Annotated in this window: 32 protein-coding genes; 3 read left to right on the forward strand and 29 right to left on the reverse strand. The window is 36.1% G+C overall.

The features are described from left to right. Nucleotide 1: 1 nt before the first annotated feature. The 22 genes from MHB55_RS15010 to MHB55_RS15115 form a co-directional block, all read right to left on the reverse strand. Nucleotides 2-217 carry a peptidylprolyl isomerase gene (locus MHB55_RS15010; protein ID WP_340863529.1) on the reverse strand — a complete coding sequence of 72 codons (216 nt, stop codon included), beginning with the start codon at nt 215-217 and terminating at the stop codon, nt 2-4. Between the two features lie 18 nt (nt 218-235). Further along, nucleotides 236-2,080 (reverse strand): phage terminase large subunit family protein, encoded by a 1,845-nt coding sequence (locus tag MHB55_RS15015; RefSeq protein ID WP_340863530.1) that lies wholly within the window; start codon nt 2,078-2,080, stop codon nt 236-238. Then, the gene (locus MHB55_RS15020; RefSeq protein ID WP_340863531.1) at nt 2,058-2,579 is read right to left on the reverse strand and encodes a hypothetical protein; all 522 of its coding nucleotides are present in this window, start codon (nt 2,577-2,579) and stop codon (nt 2,058-2,060) included. The genes MHB55_RS15015 and MHB55_RS15020 overlap by 23 nt, the downstream gene beginning before the upstream one ends. Nucleotides 2,580-2,957: 378 nt before the next feature. Further along, entirely contained in the window at nt 2,958-3,503 is a 546-nt protein-coding gene (locus MHB55_RS15025; protein ID WP_340863532.1) for a site-specific integrase, read from the reverse strand. Then, complete coding sequence (locus tag MHB55_RS15030; RefSeq protein ID WP_340863533.1) at nt 3,500-4,084, reverse strand: sigma factor-like helix-turn-helix DNA-binding protein; 585 nt, start codon at nt 4,082-4,084, stop codon at nt 3,500-3,502. The genes MHB55_RS15025 and MHB55_RS15030 overlap by 4 nt, the downstream gene beginning before the upstream one ends. Nucleotides 4,085-4,097: 13 nt before the next feature. Then, entirely contained in the window at nt 4,098-4,277 is a 180-nt protein-coding gene (locus tag MHB55_RS15035) for a hypothetical protein (RefSeq protein WP_340863534.1), read from the reverse strand. Between the two features lie 86 nt (nt 4,278-4,363). Continuing rightward, the gene (locus MHB55_RS15040; RefSeq protein ID WP_340863535.1) at nt 4,364-4,546 is read right to left on the reverse strand and encodes a DUF3954 domain-containing protein; all 183 of its coding nucleotides are present in this window, start codon (nt 4,544-4,546) and stop codon (nt 4,364-4,366) included. Next, nucleotides 4,533-4,691, reverse strand: coding sequence for a hypothetical protein (locus tag MHB55_RS15045; RefSeq protein WP_340863536.1), 159 nt, complete (start codon nt 4,689-4,691; stop codon nt 4,533-4,535). Before MHB55_RS15045 ends, MHB55_RS15040 begins: the two co-directional genes overlap by 14 nt. 109 nt (nt 4,692-4,800) lie before the next feature. Next, complete coding sequence (locus tag MHB55_RS15050; protein ID WP_340863537.1) at nt 4,801-4,941, reverse strand: hypothetical protein; 141 nt, start codon at nt 4,939-4,941, stop codon at nt 4,801-4,803. Further along, nucleotides 4,938-5,099 (reverse strand): hypothetical protein, encoded by a 162-nt coding sequence (locus tag MHB55_RS15055; protein WP_340863538.1) that lies wholly within the window; start codon nt 5,097-5,099, stop codon nt 4,938-4,940. The genes MHB55_RS15050 and MHB55_RS15055 overlap by 4 nt, the downstream gene beginning before the upstream one ends. Nucleotides 5,100-5,357: 258 nt before the next feature. Beyond that, entirely contained in the window at nt 5,358-5,600 is a 243-nt protein-coding gene (locus MHB55_RS15060; protein WP_340863539.1) for a hypothetical protein, read from the reverse strand. Nucleotides 5,601-5,664: 64 nt separating this feature from the next. Then, nucleotides 5,665-5,847, reverse strand: a complete 183-nt coding sequence (locus MHB55_RS15065; protein WP_340863540.1) for a hypothetical protein — start codon at nt 5,845-5,847, stop codon at nt 5,665-5,667. Nucleotides 5,848-5,871: 24 nt separating this feature from the next. Further along, nucleotides 5,872-6,216 carry a spore protein H gene (locus MHB55_RS15070; protein WP_340863541.1) on the reverse strand — a complete coding sequence of 115 codons (345 nt, stop codon included), beginning with the start codon at nt 6,214-6,216 and terminating at the stop codon, nt 5,872-5,874. A 12-nt stretch (nt 6,217-6,228) separates the two neighbouring features. Further along, nucleotides 6,229-7,014 (reverse strand): hypothetical protein, encoded by a 786-nt coding sequence (locus tag MHB55_RS15075; protein ID WP_340863542.1) that lies wholly within the window; start codon nt 7,012-7,014, stop codon nt 6,229-6,231. 438 nt (nt 7,015-7,452) lie between these two features. Beyond that, nucleotides 7,453-7,617 (reverse strand): hypothetical protein, encoded by a 165-nt coding sequence (locus MHB55_RS15080; RefSeq protein ID WP_340863543.1) that lies wholly within the window; start codon nt 7,615-7,617, stop codon nt 7,453-7,455. A gap of 180 nt (nt 7,618-7,797) precedes the next feature. Then, a complete protein-coding gene (locus tag MHB55_RS15085) occupies nt 7,798-7,980 on the reverse strand; it encodes a hypothetical protein (RefSeq protein WP_340863544.1) in 183 nt (60 codons plus the stop codon). Further along, nucleotides 7,977-8,864: a DnaD domain-containing protein gene (locus tag MHB55_RS15090; protein ID WP_340863545.1), complete on the reverse strand. Its 888-nt coding sequence runs from the start codon at nt 8,862-8,864 to the stop codon at nt 7,977-7,979. The genes MHB55_RS15085 and MHB55_RS15090 overlap by 4 nt, the downstream gene beginning before the upstream one ends. 79 nt (nt 8,865-8,943) lie before the next feature. Then, nucleotides 8,944-9,081 carry a hypothetical protein gene (locus MHB55_RS15095; RefSeq protein ID WP_340863546.1) on the reverse strand — a complete coding sequence of 46 codons (138 nt, stop codon included), beginning with the start codon at nt 9,079-9,081 and terminating at the stop codon, nt 8,944-8,946. Then, nucleotides 9,074-9,337, reverse strand: a complete 264-nt coding sequence (locus tag MHB55_RS15100; protein WP_340863547.1) for a hypothetical protein — start codon at nt 9,335-9,337, stop codon at nt 9,074-9,076. Before MHB55_RS15100 ends, MHB55_RS15095 begins: the two co-directional genes overlap by 8 nt. Continuing rightward, complete coding sequence (locus MHB55_RS15105) at nt 9,330-9,989, reverse strand: ORF6N domain-containing protein (protein WP_340863548.1); 660 nt, start codon at nt 9,987-9,989, stop codon at nt 9,330-9,332. Before MHB55_RS15105 ends, MHB55_RS15100 begins: the two co-directional genes overlap by 8 nt. 314 nt (nt 9,990-10,303) lie before the next feature. Beyond that, the gene (locus MHB55_RS15110) at nt 10,304-10,507 is read right to left on the reverse strand and encodes a hypothetical protein (RefSeq protein ID WP_340863549.1); all 204 of its coding nucleotides are present in this window, start codon (nt 10,505-10,507) and stop codon (nt 10,304-10,306) included. A gap of 80 nt (nt 10,508-10,587) precedes the next feature. Continuing rightward, nucleotides 10,588-10,818 carry a helix-turn-helix transcriptional regulator gene (locus tag MHB55_RS15115; protein WP_340863550.1) on the reverse strand — a complete coding sequence of 77 codons (231 nt, stop codon included), beginning with the start codon at nt 10,816-10,818 and terminating at the stop codon, nt 10,588-10,590. A gap of 164 nt (nt 10,819-10,982) precedes the next feature. Here MHB55_RS15115 and MHB55_RS15120 point away from each other — a divergent pair, with 164 nt between their 5' ends. The 3 genes from MHB55_RS15120 to MHB55_RS15130 all read left to right on the forward strand — a co-directional run bounded on the left by MHB55_RS15120 (nt 10,983) and on the right by MHB55_RS15130 (nt 12,910). Next, a complete protein-coding gene (locus MHB55_RS15120; RefSeq protein WP_340863551.1) occupies nt 10,983-11,318 on the forward strand; it encodes a helix-turn-helix domain-containing protein in 336 nt (111 codons plus the stop codon). A 13-nt stretch (nt 11,319-11,331) separates the two neighbouring features. Beyond that, nucleotides 11,332-11,781, forward strand: coding sequence for an ImmA/IrrE family metallo-endopeptidase (locus tag MHB55_RS15125; protein WP_340863553.1), 450 nt, complete (start codon nt 11,332-11,334; stop codon nt 11,779-11,781). An 88-nt stretch (nt 11,782-11,869) separates the two neighbouring features. Beyond that, nucleotides 11,870-12,910, forward strand: coding sequence for a site-specific integrase (locus MHB55_RS15130; RefSeq protein WP_340863554.1), 1,041 nt, complete (start codon nt 11,870-11,872; stop codon nt 12,908-12,910). A gap of 67 nt (nt 12,911-12,977) precedes the next feature. Here MHB55_RS15130 and sufB read toward each other — a convergent pair whose 3' ends face one another. The 7 genes from sufB to MHB55_RS15165 form a co-directional block, all read right to left on the reverse strand. Continuing rightward, nucleotides 12,978-14,375, reverse strand: coding sequence for a Fe-S cluster assembly protein SufB (sufB, locus tag MHB55_RS15135; protein WP_144538648.1), 1,398 nt, complete (start codon nt 14,373-14,375; stop codon nt 12,978-12,980). A gap of 21 nt (nt 14,376-14,396) precedes the next feature. Then, the gene (sufU, locus tag MHB55_RS15140) at nt 14,397-14,831 is read right to left on the reverse strand and encodes a Fe-S cluster assembly sulfur transfer protein SufU (protein ID WP_144538649.1); all 435 of its coding nucleotides are present in this window, start codon (nt 14,829-14,831) and stop codon (nt 14,397-14,399) included. Beyond that, nucleotides 14,821-16,053, reverse strand: a complete 1,233-nt coding sequence (locus MHB55_RS15145; RefSeq protein ID WP_144538650.1) for a cysteine desulfurase — start codon at nt 16,051-16,053, stop codon at nt 14,821-14,823. The genes sufU and MHB55_RS15145 overlap by 11 nt, the downstream gene beginning before the upstream one ends. Further along, on the reverse strand, nt 16,053-17,360 hold the full coding sequence (gene sufD, locus MHB55_RS15150; RefSeq protein WP_154310200.1) for a Fe-S cluster assembly protein SufD: 1,308 nt from the start codon (nt 17,358-17,360) through the stop codon (nt 16,053-16,055). The genes MHB55_RS15145 and sufD overlap by 1 nt, the downstream gene beginning before the upstream one ends. 17 nt (nt 17,361-17,377) lie before the next feature. After that, nucleotides 17,378-18,157 (reverse strand): Fe-S cluster assembly ATPase SufC, encoded by a 780-nt coding sequence (sufC, locus tag MHB55_RS15155; RefSeq protein ID WP_144538652.1) that lies wholly within the window; start codon nt 18,155-18,157, stop codon nt 17,378-17,380. Between the two features lie 333 nt (nt 18,158-18,490). After that, nucleotides 18,491-18,664, reverse strand: coding sequence for a hypothetical protein (locus MHB55_RS15160; protein ID WP_154310199.1), 174 nt, complete (start codon nt 18,662-18,664; stop codon nt 18,491-18,493). A gap of 512 nt (nt 18,665-19,176) precedes the next feature. Next, nucleotides 19,177-20,124: a nuclease-related domain-containing protein gene (locus MHB55_RS15165; protein ID WP_340863555.1), complete on the reverse strand. Its 948-nt coding sequence runs from the start codon at nt 20,122-20,124 to the stop codon at nt 19,177-19,179. Between the last annotated feature and the right edge of the window lie 324 nt (nt 20,125-20,448).

The raw sequence follows: 20,448 nt of genomic DNA on the forward strand, positions 1-20,448 counted from the left end.
CTTACCTCCTGTCAAATACGCTGACAAATGTATTAGCTAGCGTTAATCCGCCCTCTTCCTCATATGCTATCTGCGTTTGAAGTTCTTTTTGCCTTTTATAAAGCAAGGATAAATCGGCTCTCTTTAATCTCCTTGTCCCTATTTGGTATTCTTGCCCTCCAATTTCAATAGCGGCTATTGCATCATTTACTTGTGTTAATTGGTCAACCAAGTTCAAATTATCCACTATCCTTTCTTATAACCATTTGTTATTTCCATTGGTTTTCAACCAATCATCATTGTATTTAACCGTGCTGTCGTTTAATTGTTGTTCTCCTGGAGATTCGTCGGGTTCTTCTTCGTCTTGCATTAGACTTAATGTTCTAACACCCAATACATCGGCGACTGCCATAGCATAAACTTCACAGTCCAAGTAATGATTGTCTGCGTGTGATGTTTTGGGAACCCATGTTTCTTTTATTCCAGCACTTCCTCCTTTGGTTTTAATCTTGTGCTCGGCTGTGACTTGCTCCGCATATTCAAAGTCGCACCCTTTATGGACCATCCAACTACCTTCACCATTTGGTTTAGACATTCGTGAAGCAATAATGTCTTTATATTTACCGCCATCTACTAATAAAAGTCGCATTCCGTGTGCACTTGAATGTGATTTATTAATCGTACTTATACGGAAATGCGAGTGGCCTCCTGCAATACCTTTGATAGGAATAGCCCATTCACTATTTCTTGCACAAAATTCATAAACATCGTCTGTTTGGTCTCCGGAGTCAATTCCAGCTAGATTGACTAATAAAACCTCGCCATCCTTTTTCTTAAACTCTGAGTTCATAATTTTTTCAATCTCTTTGAAGCTTAAAACTTGTCCTTTTGCAATTACTTGGGACGTAAAGTAAGGTCCCCATGCTCGAACGGTCCAATAAAGTGAAGTTTCCTGTACATCGACTCCACCAGTTAAAAATGCCGCCCAATCTGGTACTTCAAATTCTTCGTACTCGGATTGTCTTTCCATAACCATGTCAGCATTTGTTTTTAACTTCGTATCTTCCCACGGTTCAGCTAGCCAACTATTTACAAAGTTTTGAAACGCTTCTGCATCATGTTTTGTTGACATGAATTCTTTAGCCACTTCGCCAAATTTCACGAATGGAGAGTATAAAGTGTTCATCCAATATGCTACTTTTCTAGGGAACTCCGTCCTTTTTTCAACGACATCCCATTTTCCGTATCGAATCATTTGATTTTTATGGCGATCATTAATTATATTTCCGCACATTTGACAAGCATAAAAAGCATGCTCAGCACGATCTGTTTCTGACATTTCATCATTCTTTGGCCACTTAACCTGTTTAAACTGCAATTCTATATATTCACCGCAATGTGGACAGGGTACTTTGAAATGTTTAACAATATCTGCATTCTCTTTTGCTTTCCAAATGTGACCTGTTCTCAGAGTTGGAGTTGAAGTGATAAATATTTTGCGATTAGAAAATGTTTTGGTACGTTCTCTAGCTAGTCGGATAGGATCCGCTTCTTTTTTAGATGCTCCAGGGTATTTATCTACTTCATCCATAAATAAATATCTTATCGGCTTAGAAGAAAGTGAGGCTGGCGAGTTAGCTCCTTCGAGTGTTATGTACATCCCGTCACATTGTAGTTCCAACTCTTCTGACCTATCATCATAGTATTTTTCTCTCAATCCTTTTGAGAGTCGAAGCATAGGACGCAAACGGTTTTTCGATACACTTTCAGCAAGCTCTTTTGATGGATAAACAATCATTGTTGGGCTTGGATCTTGCATAACGATATAACCAAGTGCATTTTGCAAAGCTTCTGTTCCACCTACTTGAGTAGGTTTAATAAATATAATTTCTTCGGTTTCAATATTATTAAACTCATCCATAATTTCATTTAAATATGGTGTAACTTCATTTCTCCAAGGACCAGGTATGGCACTTGATTTGCTATCTAATATACGATGTTTCTCCGCCCATTCACTTACCATGAGCCTTTCAGGTGGCTCCATTGCTTTCAAAGCATTTGTTATAAAAGATGGCCAGTTACTTTTTACGTTTCTTTGCACTATACACACCATCCACACTCATTTGTTCGAGCGCATCATTGATTGTGTCGGATAATTCTTTTTCTACACGACGTGCTTCAATTGGCTCGACGTATCCACCTACAATATTTGATAGTTTTCTTGATAAGGACATTGCAGACTTTTTAAATACCATAAAAAATCTAGTCAGTTCTGCTTCTACTATTTCACGATCAATATATTTTCCGTTCGCTAAATCGGTTTTTATGATAGTTAATTCTGCTTGTGCTTCTTTATAAGCAACTTCTGCCTCTAATTTTTTTTGTTGAAGGTTCGCTGATTTTTTTGCAGCAGGATCATCTCCACTTTGAATCATCCCTCGCCATTTCATGACCTGTTGTAAATCCCACCAACCTCTACTGTGCTGAGGACATCCTTTTCTTTTCCAGTTGGTTAATGTTTTATCGGAAATTTCAAGAAGACTGCACAGTCGATTCGATGAGGTTAAAACTTTTCCATCATCTTCACGAAAACCGTCCATTCTTTACCCTCCATTCCGTAATTCCGTAGTATTTTTTTTTTATTATTTTCGGTCGAATTACGGGGCTCGCTAGCCCCGTATGCCCCACCCCCCTCGGGAAGGACCCAAGATTTATATAGGAGTGTTTCAAGCTTAGAGACACAAGGATTTGAAGTCTATCTATCTCCTTCATTGAGCACACTGAATTACTAACCTCTCTCACATATAGTTGGCAAGTGTCCCACTTTTTTTCTCTATTACTCATATCTATATATTGTGTGTAACTCGTCCACGCCTCTTGAAGTGTTGATGCCACTATGTTTTGATATTATTTTCTCCCCAATTCATCGTTGTTAATTTTATGGGTAATTGATTCGGAAAAAAAAGACTATTACGGTTTCATAAATTCGTATGTTTCAAGTACTGTTCTTTGATAAAATCTTGCTCGATACCAATGTATCTCCTCGTGATATCCGCATCACTATGATTTAGCATTTTACGTAAAGCCTCGATGTCTTTTGTTCGTTGGTAATAATGATAGCCAAAAGTTTTTCTCATGGTGTGGGTCCCTAAACGCATTACACCTGCCTGTTCACCAGCTTCTCTTATTATCTTGTACGCCATGCTTCTACTTATCGGCTCGTTGATTCCTTCTCTACTTTTAATTAGGATTTCATTATCCTTTTTGCCATGTAAGTATCGTCGCAATGCTCTTTGTAGAGATGTGTTAATGGGTATTTCTCGCAAATTACCTGTTTTTTGTTCAGTCAATAAGATGCATTCACCACGGACATCACGAACACGCAATGGTAAAATGTCAGAGATACGAAGTGCTGCATTGATACCAATCATAAACATGATATAATTACGTTCGCTTTGATCTCTTAATATCTTCTTGATCTCCTCTAATTGGTCTTTACTACGTATAGGCATTACATGCTTCACAAAGATTCCCCCTCCAACACCTTATATTTAATCTCTGCTATTTTTCTTTTTGCTCGTTTAATAGTGTTATGGACTGTTTGACGAGGCATTTCTAACATGCATCCAATCTCTCTTATTGATTTTCCATTTAAACTCATGAGCAAGGCATCCCGTTCACGCTCTGACAATGTTTCTAACACTGTTTTGACTATTTCTCCATCCATTTTTGAAAAAACAATTCTTTCAGCTTTTTCAATATCCCAAGGCATACTAGCTTGTTTATTTTCTATATAGCGTTCCATTATTGAAGGATCATAAGGACGCATATTATAATAGGCATCCTTTTTTTCAATCCCTCTTATCTGTCCTGGTCTTCGGCCATTTTCTAACCATTCGAGTGTGTATTTTAAACTGGATAACATTTGGTTATATGTGGACTTATCAAATTCTAACCTGTCAATTTGGGCTTTCAAATTAGTCACTCGGCGACCACGGGCGTTTTGTAGATTAATTTTTGCTACAGAAATTTCTACTTCAATACCTTTTAGTTGGAATCTGGTAATCTTTAAGCTTTCTTTATATTCATCTATTAAATCTTTCAAAACGCCACCCCCCTTATCTTTGTTTATAAGCTCCGCCTTTGCCGCGAACATATGTAACTCGATTACTCCCCATTAGTTCCTGTAGATCTCTTTCGCTTAACTTTTCCTTCACTTTCTTTTTTGGAATGCTAGAAGGGATATTAGACTTAATTGCCAACCCCTTTTCAATTAATTCACTTTGCATAGTTCTCATGTTTTCACTCCTTTTCATAAAAAAAAGGACACTTATCAAGCATTGTTTCTAGCTCGTAAGTGTCCTGGTTTTTCCAGTAACAGCAGTTATATTTTTTTACTGAATTGGACTTCAAAATGCGACGGTTTACCATGTTGCCAGGTAATTATCTGTTTCCCAAATCCTTCAGGTGGACAACCTAATACTTCTGTTTTTCCGTCTTTAACTATAATTACTCCATTAGTTACCTGTTCGTTTAATAACACTTTTCCTTCTTCAAATTTTTTCATCGATTGCCTCCTCAATTCCATAAATGCCTGTCTTTCTTGGCTTAAGTTCTCCAACCTCTGCACGATCCATGACAAGAAGTGCTACTTCTAGCGGCAATCTGTTTAATTTTTCTGCAATAAGCTTTATGCAATAACCTTTATGCAATAACCTTTATTCCAGTAGCTGATTGATCTGGCCATCTCTACTTCATCGAATACAAGGTTTATATCTAGGTCTTCAAATAAGTGATAATTCATGAAACGAAGTATTCCTCCTATTCCATTAAACGATCATATTCCTCTAGTAATTGGTCTTCTGTCATCCCTAAGAAGTAGGCTTCACCTTTGCCAGTCATTATAACTAGCAAATCAATCATTGCAATACGATCTATATCCTGTATTTTACCCTTCATCATTTTTCATATCCTTTTTCCTTGCCTTTAGTTATTGGGGTTGTCAGGGCGCTATTCCTATCCCAACGTAGTGTAAATATCCTTTGATAAACTACGTCTTTTGGAACTCCATTACTTCTCATAAGCTTTAATTCTTCAGCTGTAAAGGTGACTTGCTCCATATATAGCTCTCCTTTTAAAGACGTATTTTCTACGAACTATGAATTAAGTTTTTTATAGCTTTCACTATTTATAGAAACCGTTCTATCGCCACAATGAGGACAGTGAACGATATTAGGTTTAATGATACTTTCTAAATGGAATCTTTCCTCGCAATCGCTACAAAAGTAAGCGTGAAGATTATTTTTATACCATTCTAACAACTTTTTGTCGTCCATATTTATCAACCTCTCTGTCTTATATAATGTTTCAAATGTGCATTAGTGCAGGTTGCTTATATCTTTAAATTTGGACTGTAATTCTTTCTCACCTATATATACACGTTCGTTTGTTTCAAGGTTATCAAGCCAAAACAAAGGTTCTGTCATTCCTATACTGTCAGCATTTGAATCAACGATATGTGAAGTAGCAGTTATTACTTTGTGAAGCTCACCATCAATCTTGTAAGTTTCTCCTGGTTGAATAATAGGATTACCTCTGAAAAATTTAGGCACGTAACTCATTTTCATCTTCCTTTCTTTGTTGCACCTTATGGTTAACTGTGACACTGTATTTACGAACTGTGCATTAGACAGCTTCAACCGTTTCAACATTTATCAATTGGCGAGAGATACACATTTTACGATTCACTTCACGTACAGCACGCTCTCTAACGTCTTCTTCATTCGATGCCCACACCTTTTCAGTTCCGTTATAATTAAAATCCATCCCTCTAGCGTTCCATATAACTTTGTAATCACGATTTTCCATTTAGCGCCCTCCTCTACGAACTGTTTATGAAGCTCTGTTCAAAAGTTCCTCTGCTTTCTTAAACGCTCTACTATCATGCGCGAAGTTCATTTTGCTATAGCTACGAGGTTTTGGATTGTCTGGCTCACTATCTTGACATCCTTCACGATTTAACTGCTGCTGAAATCTTTCTTCGGGGCACCATTTCAAACCGCCCCACGAAACCCATTTTGATTGCGAAGTCTCTACACTAACCAGTTCAACAGGTGAATCGTTATTTTTACGCATCCAGATGTATTCGTCGTATTGCATTTCCCACGGTTTGTATGAATTACCAAACATCATAACGCAATCCGAAAATGTTACACGTACTGTTTTATTAGCTGCCATTGTCATTCTCCTTTATTCGTCATCCTCATCAAACAAAAAGGTTTTTTCTTCAATTTGAAGATTTTCAATATCACTTAAATCGATAATCGTCATTTCAACACCTCTTAAGATGAATCTGTCGTCTTGTTCATTGTTTGTACTTCTTAAATGATTAGTGTAAGACCACACCCTTGCACTTGGAAAAGCTGTTTTAATTACTTTTTCAAGCAATTTGCGATTGTTGTCATTGTCGATTAGATCTAATCCGTAGCCCCGTTTTTTAGGAGTAAATTCAAATCCTTGGTCCGTTAAATATTGAACTTTCGTTTTCAACTGTTCTTTATCTGATACAGGAGTTGTTGAATAATATGATGTGAACGAATCAAGCATAAAGCCAAGCTCTAATTTAACAATTCCACCAGCTGTTATTTCTTTTTCTCGGATGTAGTTGAAACCTTCTATATCCCACCATTTCTCAATTCTTTCGAATGCAACTTTAACAATAGCTGATATACTGCTAACGGATTGTTGGCTTTCCAATGCTTTTTCTAAGTCATTAATCTGTTTCTGATAGTATTGGCCGATGGATTCAGTCATTTCTTTTTCACGTTCACTTTCTTCTCCAGTAAAGCCAATGGTTTCTTTTACAGTTTTCATATAGCTATCTACTAAGCTTGGTAGTGCTTCTTTCATATCCTCACGCAAGGAATCAGTTTTAACCCACTCAAGTAAAGTAGCCATAGCACTGTATGCTTGTTTAATTTCGCGTTCAACCACTGCTTTTTGGTCTTCTGTAAATTTCATTTTTGCGTTATCCATTTAATAAAATCCCTCCTTATTTCGCTTTATGTTTCTAGTACGTCCTATTCTTCATCAGAATCTAACTTTTCTGCAGTTAAACATCTATTGGGATTTTTTCTTTTGGCCAGCCTCTTTTTAGCAGTGGGTGTTGTTAACCATGAAATGTATTTGGGCTGTACGTTTAGTACGGCAGCACATTCCTTTGCTGTACCAAAACATAGGAGTTCGTCGCCCTTATAAACCGCAAATTCCCTTTTCATAGCCTCTACTGAGCCCTTAAGTAATTTCGGCTCTGTTTTGAGTACTCTTTCAGTTCTTTTAGATCCGTATTTTCATGCTCACACCAGTGGCAAATAATTGCTGTGGTCCTATCCAAAACCCCCAGTTCCATTTCCCTTGATAAAATTATTGGATGGTTGCAGTTATCACAAGTAAAAAACAAGTTATTATGTTTGTTCATTGTCCTACCGCCTTTTCCATAGCCAAAAGGTGTACCAAAGAAAAATAACTCAAAGAATGAATTGGTTCCCCTTTTTTGTCCTCATAGATACCCAATCGAGTTAAATCTTGAATAACAATTTGTCTCTCAGATTCTTTAGAAAGTTTAATAGGTTTTCTCATCAACTTTTCTCCTCCTTTATCTCGTTAACATGCTCTCTTCACTCTGAGTAAAATTAAATTCCATATACACACAACTACATTCATGACACTTCTTGATTTTAAAATCCTTATCTGTATTTTTGTTTTGTATAAGGTCTGCGACTTCTGTACCTTCGCATTTTGGACAATGCATAAATACACCTACTTCCTCTTCTGTTGAAATAAAATGACAGGAATAACATCTCCTCCAAGTTTCTTACAGGTGTACCCTAAGTTACTTGTACATTTTTTACTGAACTTACAGAATGTCTGACAGGCATAACGCTTGTCCTCTTTCTGCATCCACTTCGGTCGATTGTCATAGATAGTTGCTTTTGTACTCATGTATTAAGTTCCTTTAAAAGCTTTTCACGTTCTTCATCAATACGTTTTTTCTCTTCCAAGGACAATTCAGTTTCCCCTTGATTAAAAGATGCAGGTATCTTTTCTTCTCTTACAAATCGATTCGATTTGTATTGTTTTTGCAGCTTATTCTCCTCTCGCCTTTTATTTTCAGCTTCTATTTCGGTAAGTGTTTTAAGGTTCTTGTTATACCAATTTCTTAATATGGTTTCGGCATACTTCCAACTTCTAGCATTATTTTCAACAGCTAATTTTAAAGCATGTACAACTAGTTCCTCAGATAGATCGTCAATCCATGCACCAATTTTTTGTCCAATGTAATCACTTATCGTTCCAAATCCGTTTCTTTCATAAAATGAAATTACATTTTCATTTTGGATTGATTGTTCATCATAATCATTATTTTTTATCTTTGAAGTAATCTCTGAAGTAATCTCTGGTAATGGTGTTGCCAACTTGTCTACACCAACTTCCATTTTTGGCAAGTCCATATTGCCAACTTGTCTATACGTCTCACCATTTGGTGGAATGGGATTTTTAGAACCTAAACTATGAAGAGTTTCATAGTTTATTCGATACCATTTCGTACGATCTATTGCTAATTTGTTGTAATTGCCAGCAACGATTAAATTCTTTGTTTCTAAGCTTTTAATAATGCGATGCAGAGTTCTTTCGCTCCAAAAAGGGAACTGCTTTTGCCACTCTTTCAAACTGTTATAAACCCACTTTTCACCGTGTACAATGTTATTGCTGTGTTCTGTCCAGTAGTGTAATTGTTGTAAAAATATTGATTCTGGAAGACCTATCATTACGGCTAGCTTAGGCATTATTAGTAAAGGTCGCTCGTCCAATAATAAATTTGTCATGTTCTACCTCTTTTCTATTGCGGAAAAATGGACATTGTTGACTAGAATAAGCTTCTGTTATAAAATTAATTAAATGTATTTATTTAAACCGCTGACCAACTTTCCCGAGTTGCTCAGTTTTTTTATTGTCTTCTGTACTGTTCCATAGATTAGTTAAGGAAACTGCAGCAGCTATGGAAAAAATAAATATGAAAACTCCTTCTGGACTGTTAAACATGTCGTGTCACCACCTTTACTTGGACACCTTGACTATTTAACTCATGTACCTTTTGATTTCTAGAATACTTTTTTTGTAATTGGCTTAGTTTGTCCAGTGATTTTTGTACGTCCTTACAACGTTCCTTCGCGAAGTCATAATTACCTCGATTTACGTAAACCTTTATCATTTCTATACAGTCTTCGATACATGACTCTTCCTTCATAATTTCCAAAAAAACTTCATCTTCTACCACCTTGGACATTGTCTCAATCATTCCATTTCTCCACAAAACGAATTGCCTTCTGCAGTTCGTGCTGCTTAACATCCCGATAAGACTTTACATTGAACTGTTTCTTGATAGAACTGTAGATGGCTCTAAATACTTGTCCACGTTTACTAGCATTCTTTTCTAGTGCGAACGCTCTTTCTCCGACTGCTTTCTGTAAACGACGTTGTTCGCCTGAATTAAGTGTTATTTGATTCATCATGTTCTGCTCGATAGTCAACAACCTCTTTTCATATTTTTCAACCTTGTGTTCCAAATCGATTATTTTTTCACCTTGAGATCGAATGATGTCTTCAGGCAATTGTAAGAACTTTTTAATTTGATAATAATTGTCTACTAGCATTTCATAAGCTTTCCATGCTTTATCGCTGTTCAGAGACTTTGCTAATAACCAAACTCCTTGTTCTGTCCATAAATACAAACTTGAAGCAAATTTTAGGGTGGCGTCATGTTGACGACTAGCTTTAAACTCCTTTAACGCTTCCCCGTTTAATGCAAAATAGTGCTTACCTTCTTCATAACGGTCAGTATTTCTTTGGAAATTACGTAGTAATATTTTTGTATCCATTTCAAAAGACTTAGATATTTGCGCAGAGGTTAATACACGTCTTCCCTCACGTTCGATAACCTGTAATTCCACTGTTTTATATTCCTCCTCGAAGCTAGACGTCTTTTTGACGTTCTCCTTGTTTGTTACAGTAAATAGTTGGAAGCGAAGCAAAGTTCAAAAAAAAACCTTTTGATTTAGCTTTAGAAAATTCTTTTCCGCTATACTGCATAGTCCATTGGTAGCCATATGCCTCAATCATTGCTTCTCTTGCACTCTCTGGAGAATTAGATACAATGACAGCATACTTATTCCAATATGGGTGATCCCACCCAAACGTAAATATATGTTGTTCGATTTCTCTTACCTCCTATCTAAAAATCAGAACTTACGAATGTTAACCTAATTTACGAATAGCGCTTGTATTGCTCGGTGAAGGGATATTTTTCATGAAAAAATTTAATAGGAACTTTCCCTCGTTCTATCCAATAGCCCCTTTCTTGCAATTCTTTGTTCATTAACTGAATACGAAGTTGTGCTGTTCGAATTGATCCACAAGATAACAATTCCTTTACGTCTTTCGCGTTATAAAAATTCTTATTTGATTCCATACATCCTCCTCCTCTAAATACTCTTAATAAAACTTGGATATTAGAGAGGAATATTTTCGCTTCCTCTCTATGAGTTTCACTTATGAAACTTTATGGTCAATAAAATAAGCGTCTGAGCTAATTTTTAATAGCAAACAGATGCTTCTTATTTCGCTACCACTGAAATCTGGACCATGACCATTAATTTTTTTGTTTAGTGTAACCCTATCCATTTTGAGTATTTTGGCTAATTCTGCCTGTGTTAAGTTGATTTCCTTTAACAATATTTTGAACTTGTTATAGGGTTCATGGCTTCTCTTTTTACTTTGCAAAAATATCCCTCCTTTCAAAAGTAGGGTTTCATAAGAGAAACTTTGTGGTTTTACTTTAACATGGTAAGGTTTCACAGTCAACCACTTTATTGCCATTTTTATAATAAATGTTGTCATAAGAGAAACATTTGTATATACTATAATTAATATTAGGGGGTAGTGACATGTATTCAATCGGAACTGAATTAAAGAAAATTCGCAATGAGAATAAGCTATCTCAAGAAGAATTTGCGGAAAGAATAAATAAGAGGACTGGATTATCGATTACCAAGGGTATGGTCTCCAAATGGGAATCTGATACCACTGAGCCAAGAACACGCGTATTAAGAGCGATTGCTGAAACCTTCAATGTATCTCTAGATCGTATATTAGGGATTAAAATTGAAAACACAACTTCTTCTGTTGAAACTTTAGCAGCTCATATAAAAGATGAAGTTACTGAAGAACAAATGAAATCGATTAGAGATTATATTGATTTTATCAAAAATCAGCATGATTAAGTGAGGAGATTAAATGTTATACGAGAAATTACAACATGAGTATTTGCATCTAACATTTATTGAAGATCCAAAAATGCCAGAAGGATTAGATGGACTCTGTATCAATGAAAAAATATATATTAATAAATGTTTAAATGCTTATGAAAAACATGGTGTATTGGCAGAAGAAATAGGGCACTCTGAAACCACGTATGGGGATATTATCGATTTGGATAGGATAATCAACCAAAAGTTAGAAAACATTGCTAGAAGGTGGGGATATCAAAAAATAGTCCCCCTAAGTAAAATAATAGAGTGCCATGAACTAGGTATAAATACTATTGAGGAGGTGTGTGTTCATTTAGAAGTTACCGAGAGCTATTTCAAAAAATCAATTGATTATTATTTTGATAAATACGGTATATACAAGAAACATGGTAATTATAATATCTTTTTTGACCCATTATATATCCTCCCAATTTAAGCACAGCAGTTTTTACGCCACAACAGGCGTTTTTATTCTTACCTAAAAAAGAACGTATGTTCCTAATAAATGAGAGAAGGTTTTAAATATGCCAGTTTATAAGGATAAAGAAAGAAACACTTGGTATTTCAAAGTGCGATATCAAGATATGTACGGGAGAAATAAGCAAAAAATGCAACGCGGATTTGAAAAAAGAAAAGATGCTATACAAGCAGAAACTGATTTTTTATATAACATTAAAAATGCCTTTACAGACGCAATAACATTTGATGAATTATTTGATCACAATATTAAATCTAAAAAATATAAAGATAAAACAATTAGAAGAAGAACAAATGAATACAATAAACATATAAAACCATTCTTTGGCCATATGAAGGTAAAAGATATGAATACACATCATGTAATGGACTTTAAAACATACTTAGAGGGGAATTTTAATTCTCTTAATACTGCTAGAACAGTATTCAGTAACTTTAAAATTTTAATAAATCATGCAGTGAAATATTATGGTTTAAGAGTAGATCCTTCGATAATGGTAGAGCCCATAGCAAGAGTTAGACCCAGTATTAACTTCATTAGAAGAGAAGAATTTGAAGAAAGAGTGGTATGTGTTGATATTCATCATTACAAGGAATTAACGAGGTTATTATTTTATACAGGGCTACGTATAGGAGAAGGAATGGCTTTAACCTGGAATGATATCAAAATCGATGAAAATATGTTGCATGTTAATAAAACGTTTGATATTAGCAAAAGAATAATGACATCACCCAAAACACAGGGTAGTGTTGGATATGTACCTTTTCCACCATTCATAACAGAAATGTTACAGGAAATAAAAAAAGAATCCGCAGTAAAATACTACGGATTCAATGATGAATATTATGTTTTTGGCGGTGCAACGCCATATCATTATTCACATTACTATAAAAAATTTAAAGAGATATTTCCCGAACTACGTATCCATGATTTAAGACACTCATATGCAACTTATTTGATTAACAAGGGTGTAGACATTTATCTTGTAAAAGAGTTAATGCGCCACGATGATATTAAACAAACAGCGAACACATATGGTCACTTATATACTGAAAGAAAGCAAGAAGCCATGAGCGTTTTCAACTGAACTGGTATCATATCGGTATCATGTAACAATATGTCACCGTTAATCAGTTGACACGCTTAACTTCTTATTACCCGATACTACCTTCCATCTCGAACTTGATGAGACGGTTCATTTCTACCGCATATTCCATTGGAAGTTCTTTTGTGAATGGCTCGATGAAGCCCATTACGATCATTTCAGTTGCTTCTTCTTCGCTTAGTCCACGACTCATCAAGTAGAATAACTGTTCCTCTGATACTTTAGAAACTTTCGCTTCATGCTCTAGAGAAATGTTATCGTTCAAGATTTCGTTGTATGGGATTGTATCAGAAGTAGACTGATTATCCATGATTAATGTATCACATTCGATATTAGCACGAGCTCCAGTAGCTTTACGTCCAAAATGAACGATACCACGGTATGTTACTTTACCACCTTGTTTAGAAATAGATTTCGAAACAATCGTAGAAGAAGTATTTGGAGCTAAATGCATCATTTTAGCACCAGCATCTTGGTGTTGACCTTTACCAGCGATAGCGATAGAAAGAGTCATACCACGTGCACCCTCACCTTTAAGGATAACAGCTGGATATTTCATAGTAAGCTTAGAACCGATGTTACCATCAATCCATTCCATCGTTGCGTTAGCATCACAAACAGCACGTTTTGTAACTAAGTTATACACGTTGTTTGCCCAGTTTTGGATTGTTGTGTAACGGCAATAAGCGTCTTTTTTGATGATGATTTCAACTACCGCACTGTGAAGTGAGTTAGTTGTGTAAACAGGAGCTGTACATCCTTCAACATAATGTACAGAAGCGCCTTCATCTACAATGATAAGCGTACGTTCGAATTGCCCCATGTTTTCTGAGTTAATACGGAAGTATGCTTGAAGTGGAGTATCCACTTTTACACCTGGTGGTACATAGATAAATGATCCGCCTGACCAAACTGCTGAGTTAAGAGCAGAGAATTTGTTGTCAGAAGAAGGGATTACTGTACCCCAGTGTTTTTTGAAGATGTCTTCATTTTCACGAAGTGCAGAGTCTGTATCTTTAAATACAATTCCCATATCTTCAAGTTCTTGCTTCATGTTGTGGTAAACAACCTCAGATTCATACTGTGCAGAAACACCTGCAAGGTATTTTTGTTCTGCTTCAGGAATACCTAATTTATCAAAAGTAGCTTTAATTTCTTCAGGTACTTCATCCCATGATTTTTCTGTTTGTTCTGATGGTTTTACATAATAAGTGATTTCATCGAAATTTAATGAACCTAGATCTCCACCCCATTGTGGCATTGGTTTAGAGTAGAAAATTTCTAATGCTTTTAAGCGATAGTCTAACATCCATTGTGGTTCATTCTTCATACGGGAAATTTCTTCAACGATTTCTTTCGTTAAACCACGTTTTGAACGGAAAATGGATACGTCTTTATCGTGGAAGCCATATTTGTAATCACCAATTTCAGGCATTTTTTTTGCCATCGTATTTCCTCCGTTCTATTATTATTTCTTTTCCTCTGAAACGCCTTTTTCCATTGCTTTCCATGCAAGAGTTGCACATTTGATACGTGCTGGGAATTTGGATACGCCATTTAATGCCTCGATATCTCCAAGGTCAATAGAGTCGTCATATTCTTTTCCAAGCATCATATCCGAAAAGATATGGGAAAGCTGTAGCGCCTCATCTATATTTCTTCCTTTGATCGCTTGCGTCATCATGGATGCAGAAGACATAGAGATGGAACATCCTTCTCCATCAAATTTTGCATCTTGTACAACGCCGCCTTCCACTTGAATAGTCAAGTGAATGCGATCTCCGCAGGTCGGGTTATTCATATCTATTGTCAACGCGCCATCCTCAATACTACCTTTATTGCGAGGATTTTTGTAATGGTCCATAATGACCTGGCGATATAATTGGTCTAAATTAGAAGACATCTCCAAAATACTCCTTAGCAGTGCGTAGGCCGGCAACGAGAAGATCTACATCTTCTTCAGAGTTATAAACGTAGAAGCTTGCTCTAGCAGTTGCAGTAGCTTTTAACCACTTCATGAGTGGCTGCGCACAGTGATGTCCTGCACGAATAGCAATACCATTCATATCTAGGACTGTTGCGACATCGTGAGGATGTACTTCATCTAAATTAAATGTTACAATTCCAGCTCGTTTCGACGGATCTTGTGGTCCGTAAATAGTTAAGCCTTCAATTGTTGACATTTTGTCCATGGCATAAGCCGCAAGCTCATGCTCATGTTTTTCAATCTCTGATAAACCGATTTCTTCTAGGAAATCAATTGCAGCAGCTAAACCGATTGCTCCAGCAATGATTGGAGTTCCACCTTCAAACTTCCAAGGTAGCTCCTTCCATGTTGATTCTTGCAAGCCAACAAAATCGATCATTTCTCCACCGAACTCAATCGGCTCCATTGCATCAAGTAGTGCCTCTTTTCCGTAAAGAACCCCGATACCGGTTGGACCACACATTTTGTGTCCAGAGAATGCTAGGAAATCACAATCTAAATCTTGCACATCGAGCTTTAAGTGAGGAGCAGCCTGTGCTCCATCCACTACCATAACAGCTCCATGTTCATGTGCAATTTTTGTAATTTCTTTAATAGGATTCATCGTGCCTAATACATTTGATACGTACACGACAGATACTATTTTAGTTTTCTCTGTAATTGTTTCACGGACTTTTTCCAAAGATAGTGTACCATCTTCTTCTAAGTCAATATATTTAAGCGTAGCTCCAGTTTCCTTCGCTAATTGCTGCCAAGGAATAATATTGGAATGATGCTCCATATACGTGATTACAATTTCATCGCCTTCTTTTACGTTTGCAAGGCCATAGCTTTTTGCAACGGTATTAATACCAGTTGTTGTTCCACGAGTGAAAATTACTTCTTTAGTAGATTTCGCATTGATAAACTCACGAACCTTTTCGCGTGCACCTTCATAACTTTCCGTTGCACGGTTACCAAGTGTATGAACACCACGGTGAACGTTTGAATTATCAAATTCGTAGTACTTTTTAATAGCTTCAATTACTTGAATTGGCTTCTGAGAAGTAGCGCCGCTATCTAAATATACAAGTGGATGACCATTAACTTCTTGGTTAAGAATTGGAAAATAGCTTCGAATCTCTTTTGTATTGAGCATTAGCGAACTTTCCTTTCAATTACCTCCGTCAGCTGTTTCTTCACGCCTTCGATTGGTAGTTCATTTACTACTGGTGCAAGGAATCCATGAATTACAAGACGCTCTGCATTTTGTTTAGAAATACCACGACTCATCAAGTAGTACAGCTGAAGTGGATCAACGCGTCCAACAGATGCTGCATGACCTGCTGTTACATCGTCCTCGTCGATTAATAAAATCGGGTTAGCATCTCCGCGAGCTTTTTCACTTAACATCAGAACACGAGATTCTTGTTCAGCGTTTGCTTTTGTAGCACCGAATTCGATTTTACCGATACCGTTGAAAATAGAAGAAGCAGCATCTTTCATAACACCATGCTTAAGAATTTGTCCTTCTGTATGTTTACCCCAGTGAATAACTTTTGTTGTAAAGTTTTGTTTTTGATTTCCGCGACCTACAACAACCATTTTCACATGACCTTCTGAGTTATCCCCAACTAAGTGAGTGACATTTTCAGAAATAGTATCACTGTCATTCATCATTCCAAGTGCCCATTCGATTACAGCATCACGACTAGTTATACCACGACGGTTAACATAAGTAGTAAATCCTTCTGCAAGAACGTCCACTGTTCCAAAAGTAACTTTCGCATTATCCTTCACAATTACTTCTGAAATAATGTTTGCTAGACCGTTCGATTTTTCAACTGTAGACAAATAATTCTCCACATAAGTTACTGAACTGTTTTCATCCGCCACAAGCAGTGTGTGATTGAATAAAGAAGCAGTTTCGTTATCATGTAAGTAAATTACTTGAACAGGTTCTTCAATTACTACATTTTTCGGTACGTATACAAATACCCCACCGTTTAATAATGCAGCATGAAGGGCAGTTAATTTGTGTTCATTAACTTTGACTCCATCAGTCATGAAATATTTTTGTACTAGCTCGCTATGTTCACGCGCTGCAGTATAAATATCTGTAATGATAACACCTTGAGCTTTTAAATTATCCGTAACTGATAAGTAAGCTGGTGTGTTGTTATGTTGAATATATATATTTTTTTGCTCGTCTGCATGAACAAGTGCTTGCACCTCTTCAGGAAGTTCATCCAATGAAGAAAATGTAGTGCTTTCTACAGTATGAGCAGGAAATTCAGTGAAATTCCAATTTGTAATTTTTGTTTTATCTGGTGTTGGCATTGGAAGTGTTTCCACTTGACCTAAAGCAGAAAGACGAAGTTCCGTCATCCAGCTTGGTTCTTGGTGACCTTCTGAAAAGGAGCGAATATCCTGTTCGGTTAATGCCAATTTCGTTTCAACCGTCATGTCATGCGTCCCCTTTCTTATGCTTCTTGTCCAACTGTCTCGTCTTCGATTCCTAATTCTTCTTTAATCCAGTCATAACCTTGAGCTTCTAATTTTTGAGCTAGCTCAGGGCCACCAGATTTAACAACGCGACCTTGCATCATAACATGTACATGGTCTGGAGTGATGTAGTTAAGTAAGCGTTGGTAGTGAGTGATGATTAAGCTACCAAATCCTTCTCCACGCATTTCATTGATACCTTTAGATACAACTTTAAGTGCATCGATATCTAAACCTGAGTCAATTTCATCTAAAATAGCAAATTTAGGTTTAAGCATCATTAACTGAAGAATTTCGTTACGTTTTTTCTCTCCACCTGAGAATCCTTCATTTAAATAGCGTTGCGCCATGTCAACGTCCATTTCTAAGAATTCCATTTTGCTGTCTAATTCGCGGATGAATTTCATAAGTGAAATTTCATCACCTTCTTCACGGCGAGAGTTGATTGCCGAACGTAAGAAGTCTGCGTTAGTTACTCCAGTGATCTCACTTGGATATTGCATTGCAAGGAACAAACCAGCTTGTGCGCGCTCATCCACTTCCATTTCCAATACATCTTCACCATCTAGTTCTACAGAACCAGAAGTAACTTCATATTTAGGATGACCCATGATAGCTGAAGCCAAAGTAGACTTACCAGTACCGTTTGGACCCATGATAGCGTGAATTTCATTTGTGTTAAGAGACAAATTAACACCTTTTAAAATCTCTTTACCGTCGATAGCAACGTGTAAATCCTTAATAACTAAAGTCGACATTTAATAACCTCCATTAAGTAACTATGAATGTGTAACCATTCTAATTTATTATCATTCTAATCTTAACCCAAACTGAAGTCCCTTGCAAATCTTTTGAAACACTTTCTCATTGATAATATATAACATTTTTAATAGAAGAAATAGGTTGATATTTATGGTACTTTATGATGCTACCATTTTCAATAAGAAGCACCTAATTGAGAATGCATATCACTACCAGCATAGTGTTAACTTAAAAAGGAAGAAAATAAATATCGTTTCCTTCACTCTTTTATCCTAGAAATAAAAAATCCACACAGATTAATCTGCATGGATTTTTGTCTTATATTTAAATTAACCTCGGAAAGCACGAGCATCGAGCTTAGCAGCAAGCTGCATACTTTTTTCGTGATCGGCTTGACGACGTTTTTCAACTTTCGCTCTCAATCTTTGACTATTTCGTAATTCATCGTAGCCGAAACCATGTACTCCTCTAAACGCGTGGTCCATTTGTTCTGTATACGGCAACTCTTCCGAACTGATAATAAATCATTCCTTTCAATTTTTATGGTTTCTATACTACACTACATACCACCTCATGTTAAGTTCAAACATCCTTTTTATTCTGATAATTGTCTACGATAAAAAAGGAATTGCTACATATGTCACATATATATGTTTCTTCCTGTTGCTTTACGTAATCCTGTTATTTATTGACTTGTCTGCCACTTCAAATCCTAATCTCATGCACATGAGGGCGAATGCCATTTAACCTGAAACACTCTAGAATATTTTGTACATTTTAAAAAGCGAATTATAGACGAAAATAAAAACGGGTGAAACGAATCATTTTTAAAAAGTTTTTATATACGAGTTAATTTCATGATTAAACCTTTACCAATTAAACATTGTGGCAGAGGGCTGACGATGAAGTCTTTTCGCTACTCCTCTGAAAGTGTCATCCTATAGAGGAAATGAAATGATAAAAAAATTGTTTGTATTTTTTCATATAAACAAGAATTATGGAATTGATTTATACATTAAGTTTTCCACTTATATTTTGTAGATTTATTGTTTCCTATTTTAATTAGGTTTGCTTTCCTTAATAATCTATTTGCTTCATATCGAGTTCTTAATTGTAAAAACTCTCTGCATGTTTTGTTTGTAATGAAGTCGTCATACAATAAAAAATATTGTTGTAGTGATTTTTGTAAAGCATATTTGTCTACATACTGGCAGCCTGCACAATACCAGAAATTCTTCACTTTATTCATCCCAACTTGTCCACACTTTTCACATGCGACTCCCAAGATTAAATCACTTGGTTCTATATAGTAATGTTTAGTTAAAGGGAAAAAATCATATGAAGAATTATATTTTAGGATCAGATTCTTTATCTGGCTGAGCTTAGAATTGGTAACAGTCGAGGGTTTATTTTGGAGTTTTCGAAGGAACGAATATAGATCTTTCTTATAAAGGATTGTTGTCTCATTTGTGGTGGTTTTTACATAGCTATTCTTAGAAGTAAAAACAATTGCTCCGAATACTGGAATCGAGAGGTTATTATGGGAGAAGAAATTAGATAGTAAGTAGATGTACTCATTTAACTGGTTAACGGGACAAGGATATTTTTTTATCTCTCCATTATCCTTAGTTTGTACTAATTGAGAGGGATTTACCTGAAATTCAAGCTCTCCTATAATATTTTTTACTTCAAGCACAATTGCACCAAATGGAGTTAATAAAATATAATCAATTTCAAATAACTTTTCTGTACGAATCATTATTTTATGAAACAAATAATAATTGTAAGGTAGATGCATCCTCTCTAATTCTCTATAAACCATTTCCTCTCCATAATCTCCTGCCATCGTTGTTTGAATTTCCATACCGATTTTGGAATAGAGCGGGTGCTTCATAGGCAGCCTGTTTAATAATAATTTCATTGCCTTCAGTTGTTGCGATTCAGTATATTTTTTAATAATCAATAGTCATCACCTCCCTATCAGATTAGCAAAATGAATAGAATAAAGATACCCTTATTTTGGAATTTTAGATTGGTAGATGATGTTTCTGAGTTAGGGGCACTTTTCTTTGATTTAGGAGACAGTTTCTCTCGTTTAGGAGCGGTTTCCACCTTTTTAGGAGACATTTCCAACAATTTAGGGGCGACACTCTTAGTGAGGGGCGCTTTTCTTTGATTTAGGAGACAGTTTCTCTCGCTTAGGAGCGGATTTCACCTGTTTAGGAGACACTTCCCAACCAGTTAAGGACACTAACTCCGCTCAATCATAAAAAAAAGCAAGCACACG

Source organism: Psychrobacillus sp. FSL K6-1267 (assembly GCF_038003265.1).
Taxonomy (GTDB): domain Bacteria; phylum Bacillota; class Bacilli; order Bacillales_A; family Planococcaceae; genus Psychrobacillus; species Psychrobacillus faecigallinarum.

Bases quoted from the DNA above. Each gene is read 5' to 3' on its own strand.
- MHB55_RS15020 (WP_340863531.1), bottom strand. From the start codon at position 2,579: ATGGACGGTTTTCGTGAAGATGATGGAAAAGTTTTAACCTCATCGAAT.
- MHB55_RS15035 (WP_340863534.1), bottom strand. From the start codon at position 4,277: ATGAGAACTATGCAAAGTGAATTAATTGAAAAGGGGTTGGCAATTAAG.
- MHB55_RS15040 (WP_340863535.1), bottom strand. From the start codon at position 4,546: ATGAAAAAATTTGAAGAAGGAAAAGTGTTATTAAACGAACAGGTAACT.
- MHB55_RS15050 (WP_340863537.1), bottom strand. From the start codon at position 4,941: ATGATGAAGGGTAAAATACAGGATATAGATCGTATTGCAATGATTGAT.
- MHB55_RS15055 (WP_340863538.1), bottom strand. From the start codon at position 5,099: ATGGAGCAAGTCACCTTTACAGCTGAAGAATTAAAGCTTATGAGAAGT.
- MHB55_RS15060 (WP_340863539.1), bottom strand. From the start codon at position 5,600: ATGAGTTACGTGCCTAAATTTTTCAGAGGTAATCCTATTATTCAACCA.
- MHB55_RS15065 (WP_340863540.1), bottom strand. From the start codon at position 5,847: ATGGAAAATCGTGATTACAAAGTTATATGGAACGCTAGAGGGATGGAT.
- MHB55_RS15070 (WP_340863541.1), bottom strand. From the start codon at position 6,216: ATGGCAGCTAATAAAACAGTACGTGTAACATTTTCGGATTGCGTTATG.
- MHB55_RS15075 (WP_340863542.1), bottom strand. From the start codon at position 7,014: ATGGATAACGCAAAAATGAAATTTACAGAAGACCAAAAAGCAGTGGTT.
- MHB55_RS15080 (WP_340863543.1), bottom strand. From the start codon at position 7,617: ATGAGAAAACCTATTAAACTTTCTAAAGAATCTGAGAGACAAATTGTT.
- MHB55_RS15085 (WP_340863544.1), bottom strand. From the start codon at position 7,980: ATGAGTACAAAAGCAACTATCTATGACAATCGACCGAAGTGGATGCAG.
- MHB55_RS15090 (WP_340863545.1), bottom strand. From the start codon at position 8,864: ATGACAAATTTATTATTGGACGAGCGACCTTTACTAATAATGCCTAAG.
- MHB55_RS15095 (WP_340863546.1), bottom strand. From the start codon at position 9,081: ATGTTTAACAGTCCAGAAGGAGTTTTCATATTTATTTTTTCCATAGCT.
- MHB55_RS15100 (WP_340863547.1), bottom strand. From the start codon at position 9,337: ATGATTGAGACAATGTCCAAGGTGGTAGAAGATGAAGTTTTTTTGGAA.
- MHB55_RS15110 (WP_340863549.1), bottom strand. From the start codon at position 10,507: ATGGAATCAAATAAGAATTTTTATAACGCGAAAGACGTAAAGGAATTG.
- MHB55_RS15120 (WP_340863551.1), top strand. From the start codon at position 10,983: ATGTATTCAATCGGAACTGAATTAAAGAAAATTCGCAATGAGAATAAG.
- MHB55_RS15125 (WP_340863553.1), top strand. From the start codon at position 11,332: ATGTTATACGAGAAATTACAACATGAGTATTTGCATCTAACATTTATT.
- MHB55_RS15130 (WP_340863554.1), top strand. From the start codon at position 11,870: ATGCCAGTTTATAAGGATAAAGAAAGAAACACTTGGTATTTCAAAGTG.
- sufB (WP_144538648.1), bottom strand. From the start codon at position 14,375: ATGGCAAAAAAAATGCCTGAAATTGGTGATTACAAATATGGCTTCCAC.
- sufU (WP_144538649.1), bottom strand. From the start codon at position 14,831: ATGTCTTCTAATTTAGACCAATTATATCGCCAGGTCATTATGGACCAT.
- MHB55_RS15145 (WP_144538650.1), bottom strand. From the start codon at position 16,053: ATGCTCAATACAAAAGAGATTCGAAGCTATTTTCCAATTCTTAACCAA.
- sufD (WP_154310200.1), bottom strand. From the start codon at position 17,360: ATGACGGTTGAAACGAAATTGGCATTAACCGAACAGGATATTCGCTCC.
- sufC (WP_144538652.1), bottom strand. From the start codon at position 18,157: ATGTCGACTTTAGTTATTAAGGATTTACACGTTGCTATCGACGGTAAA.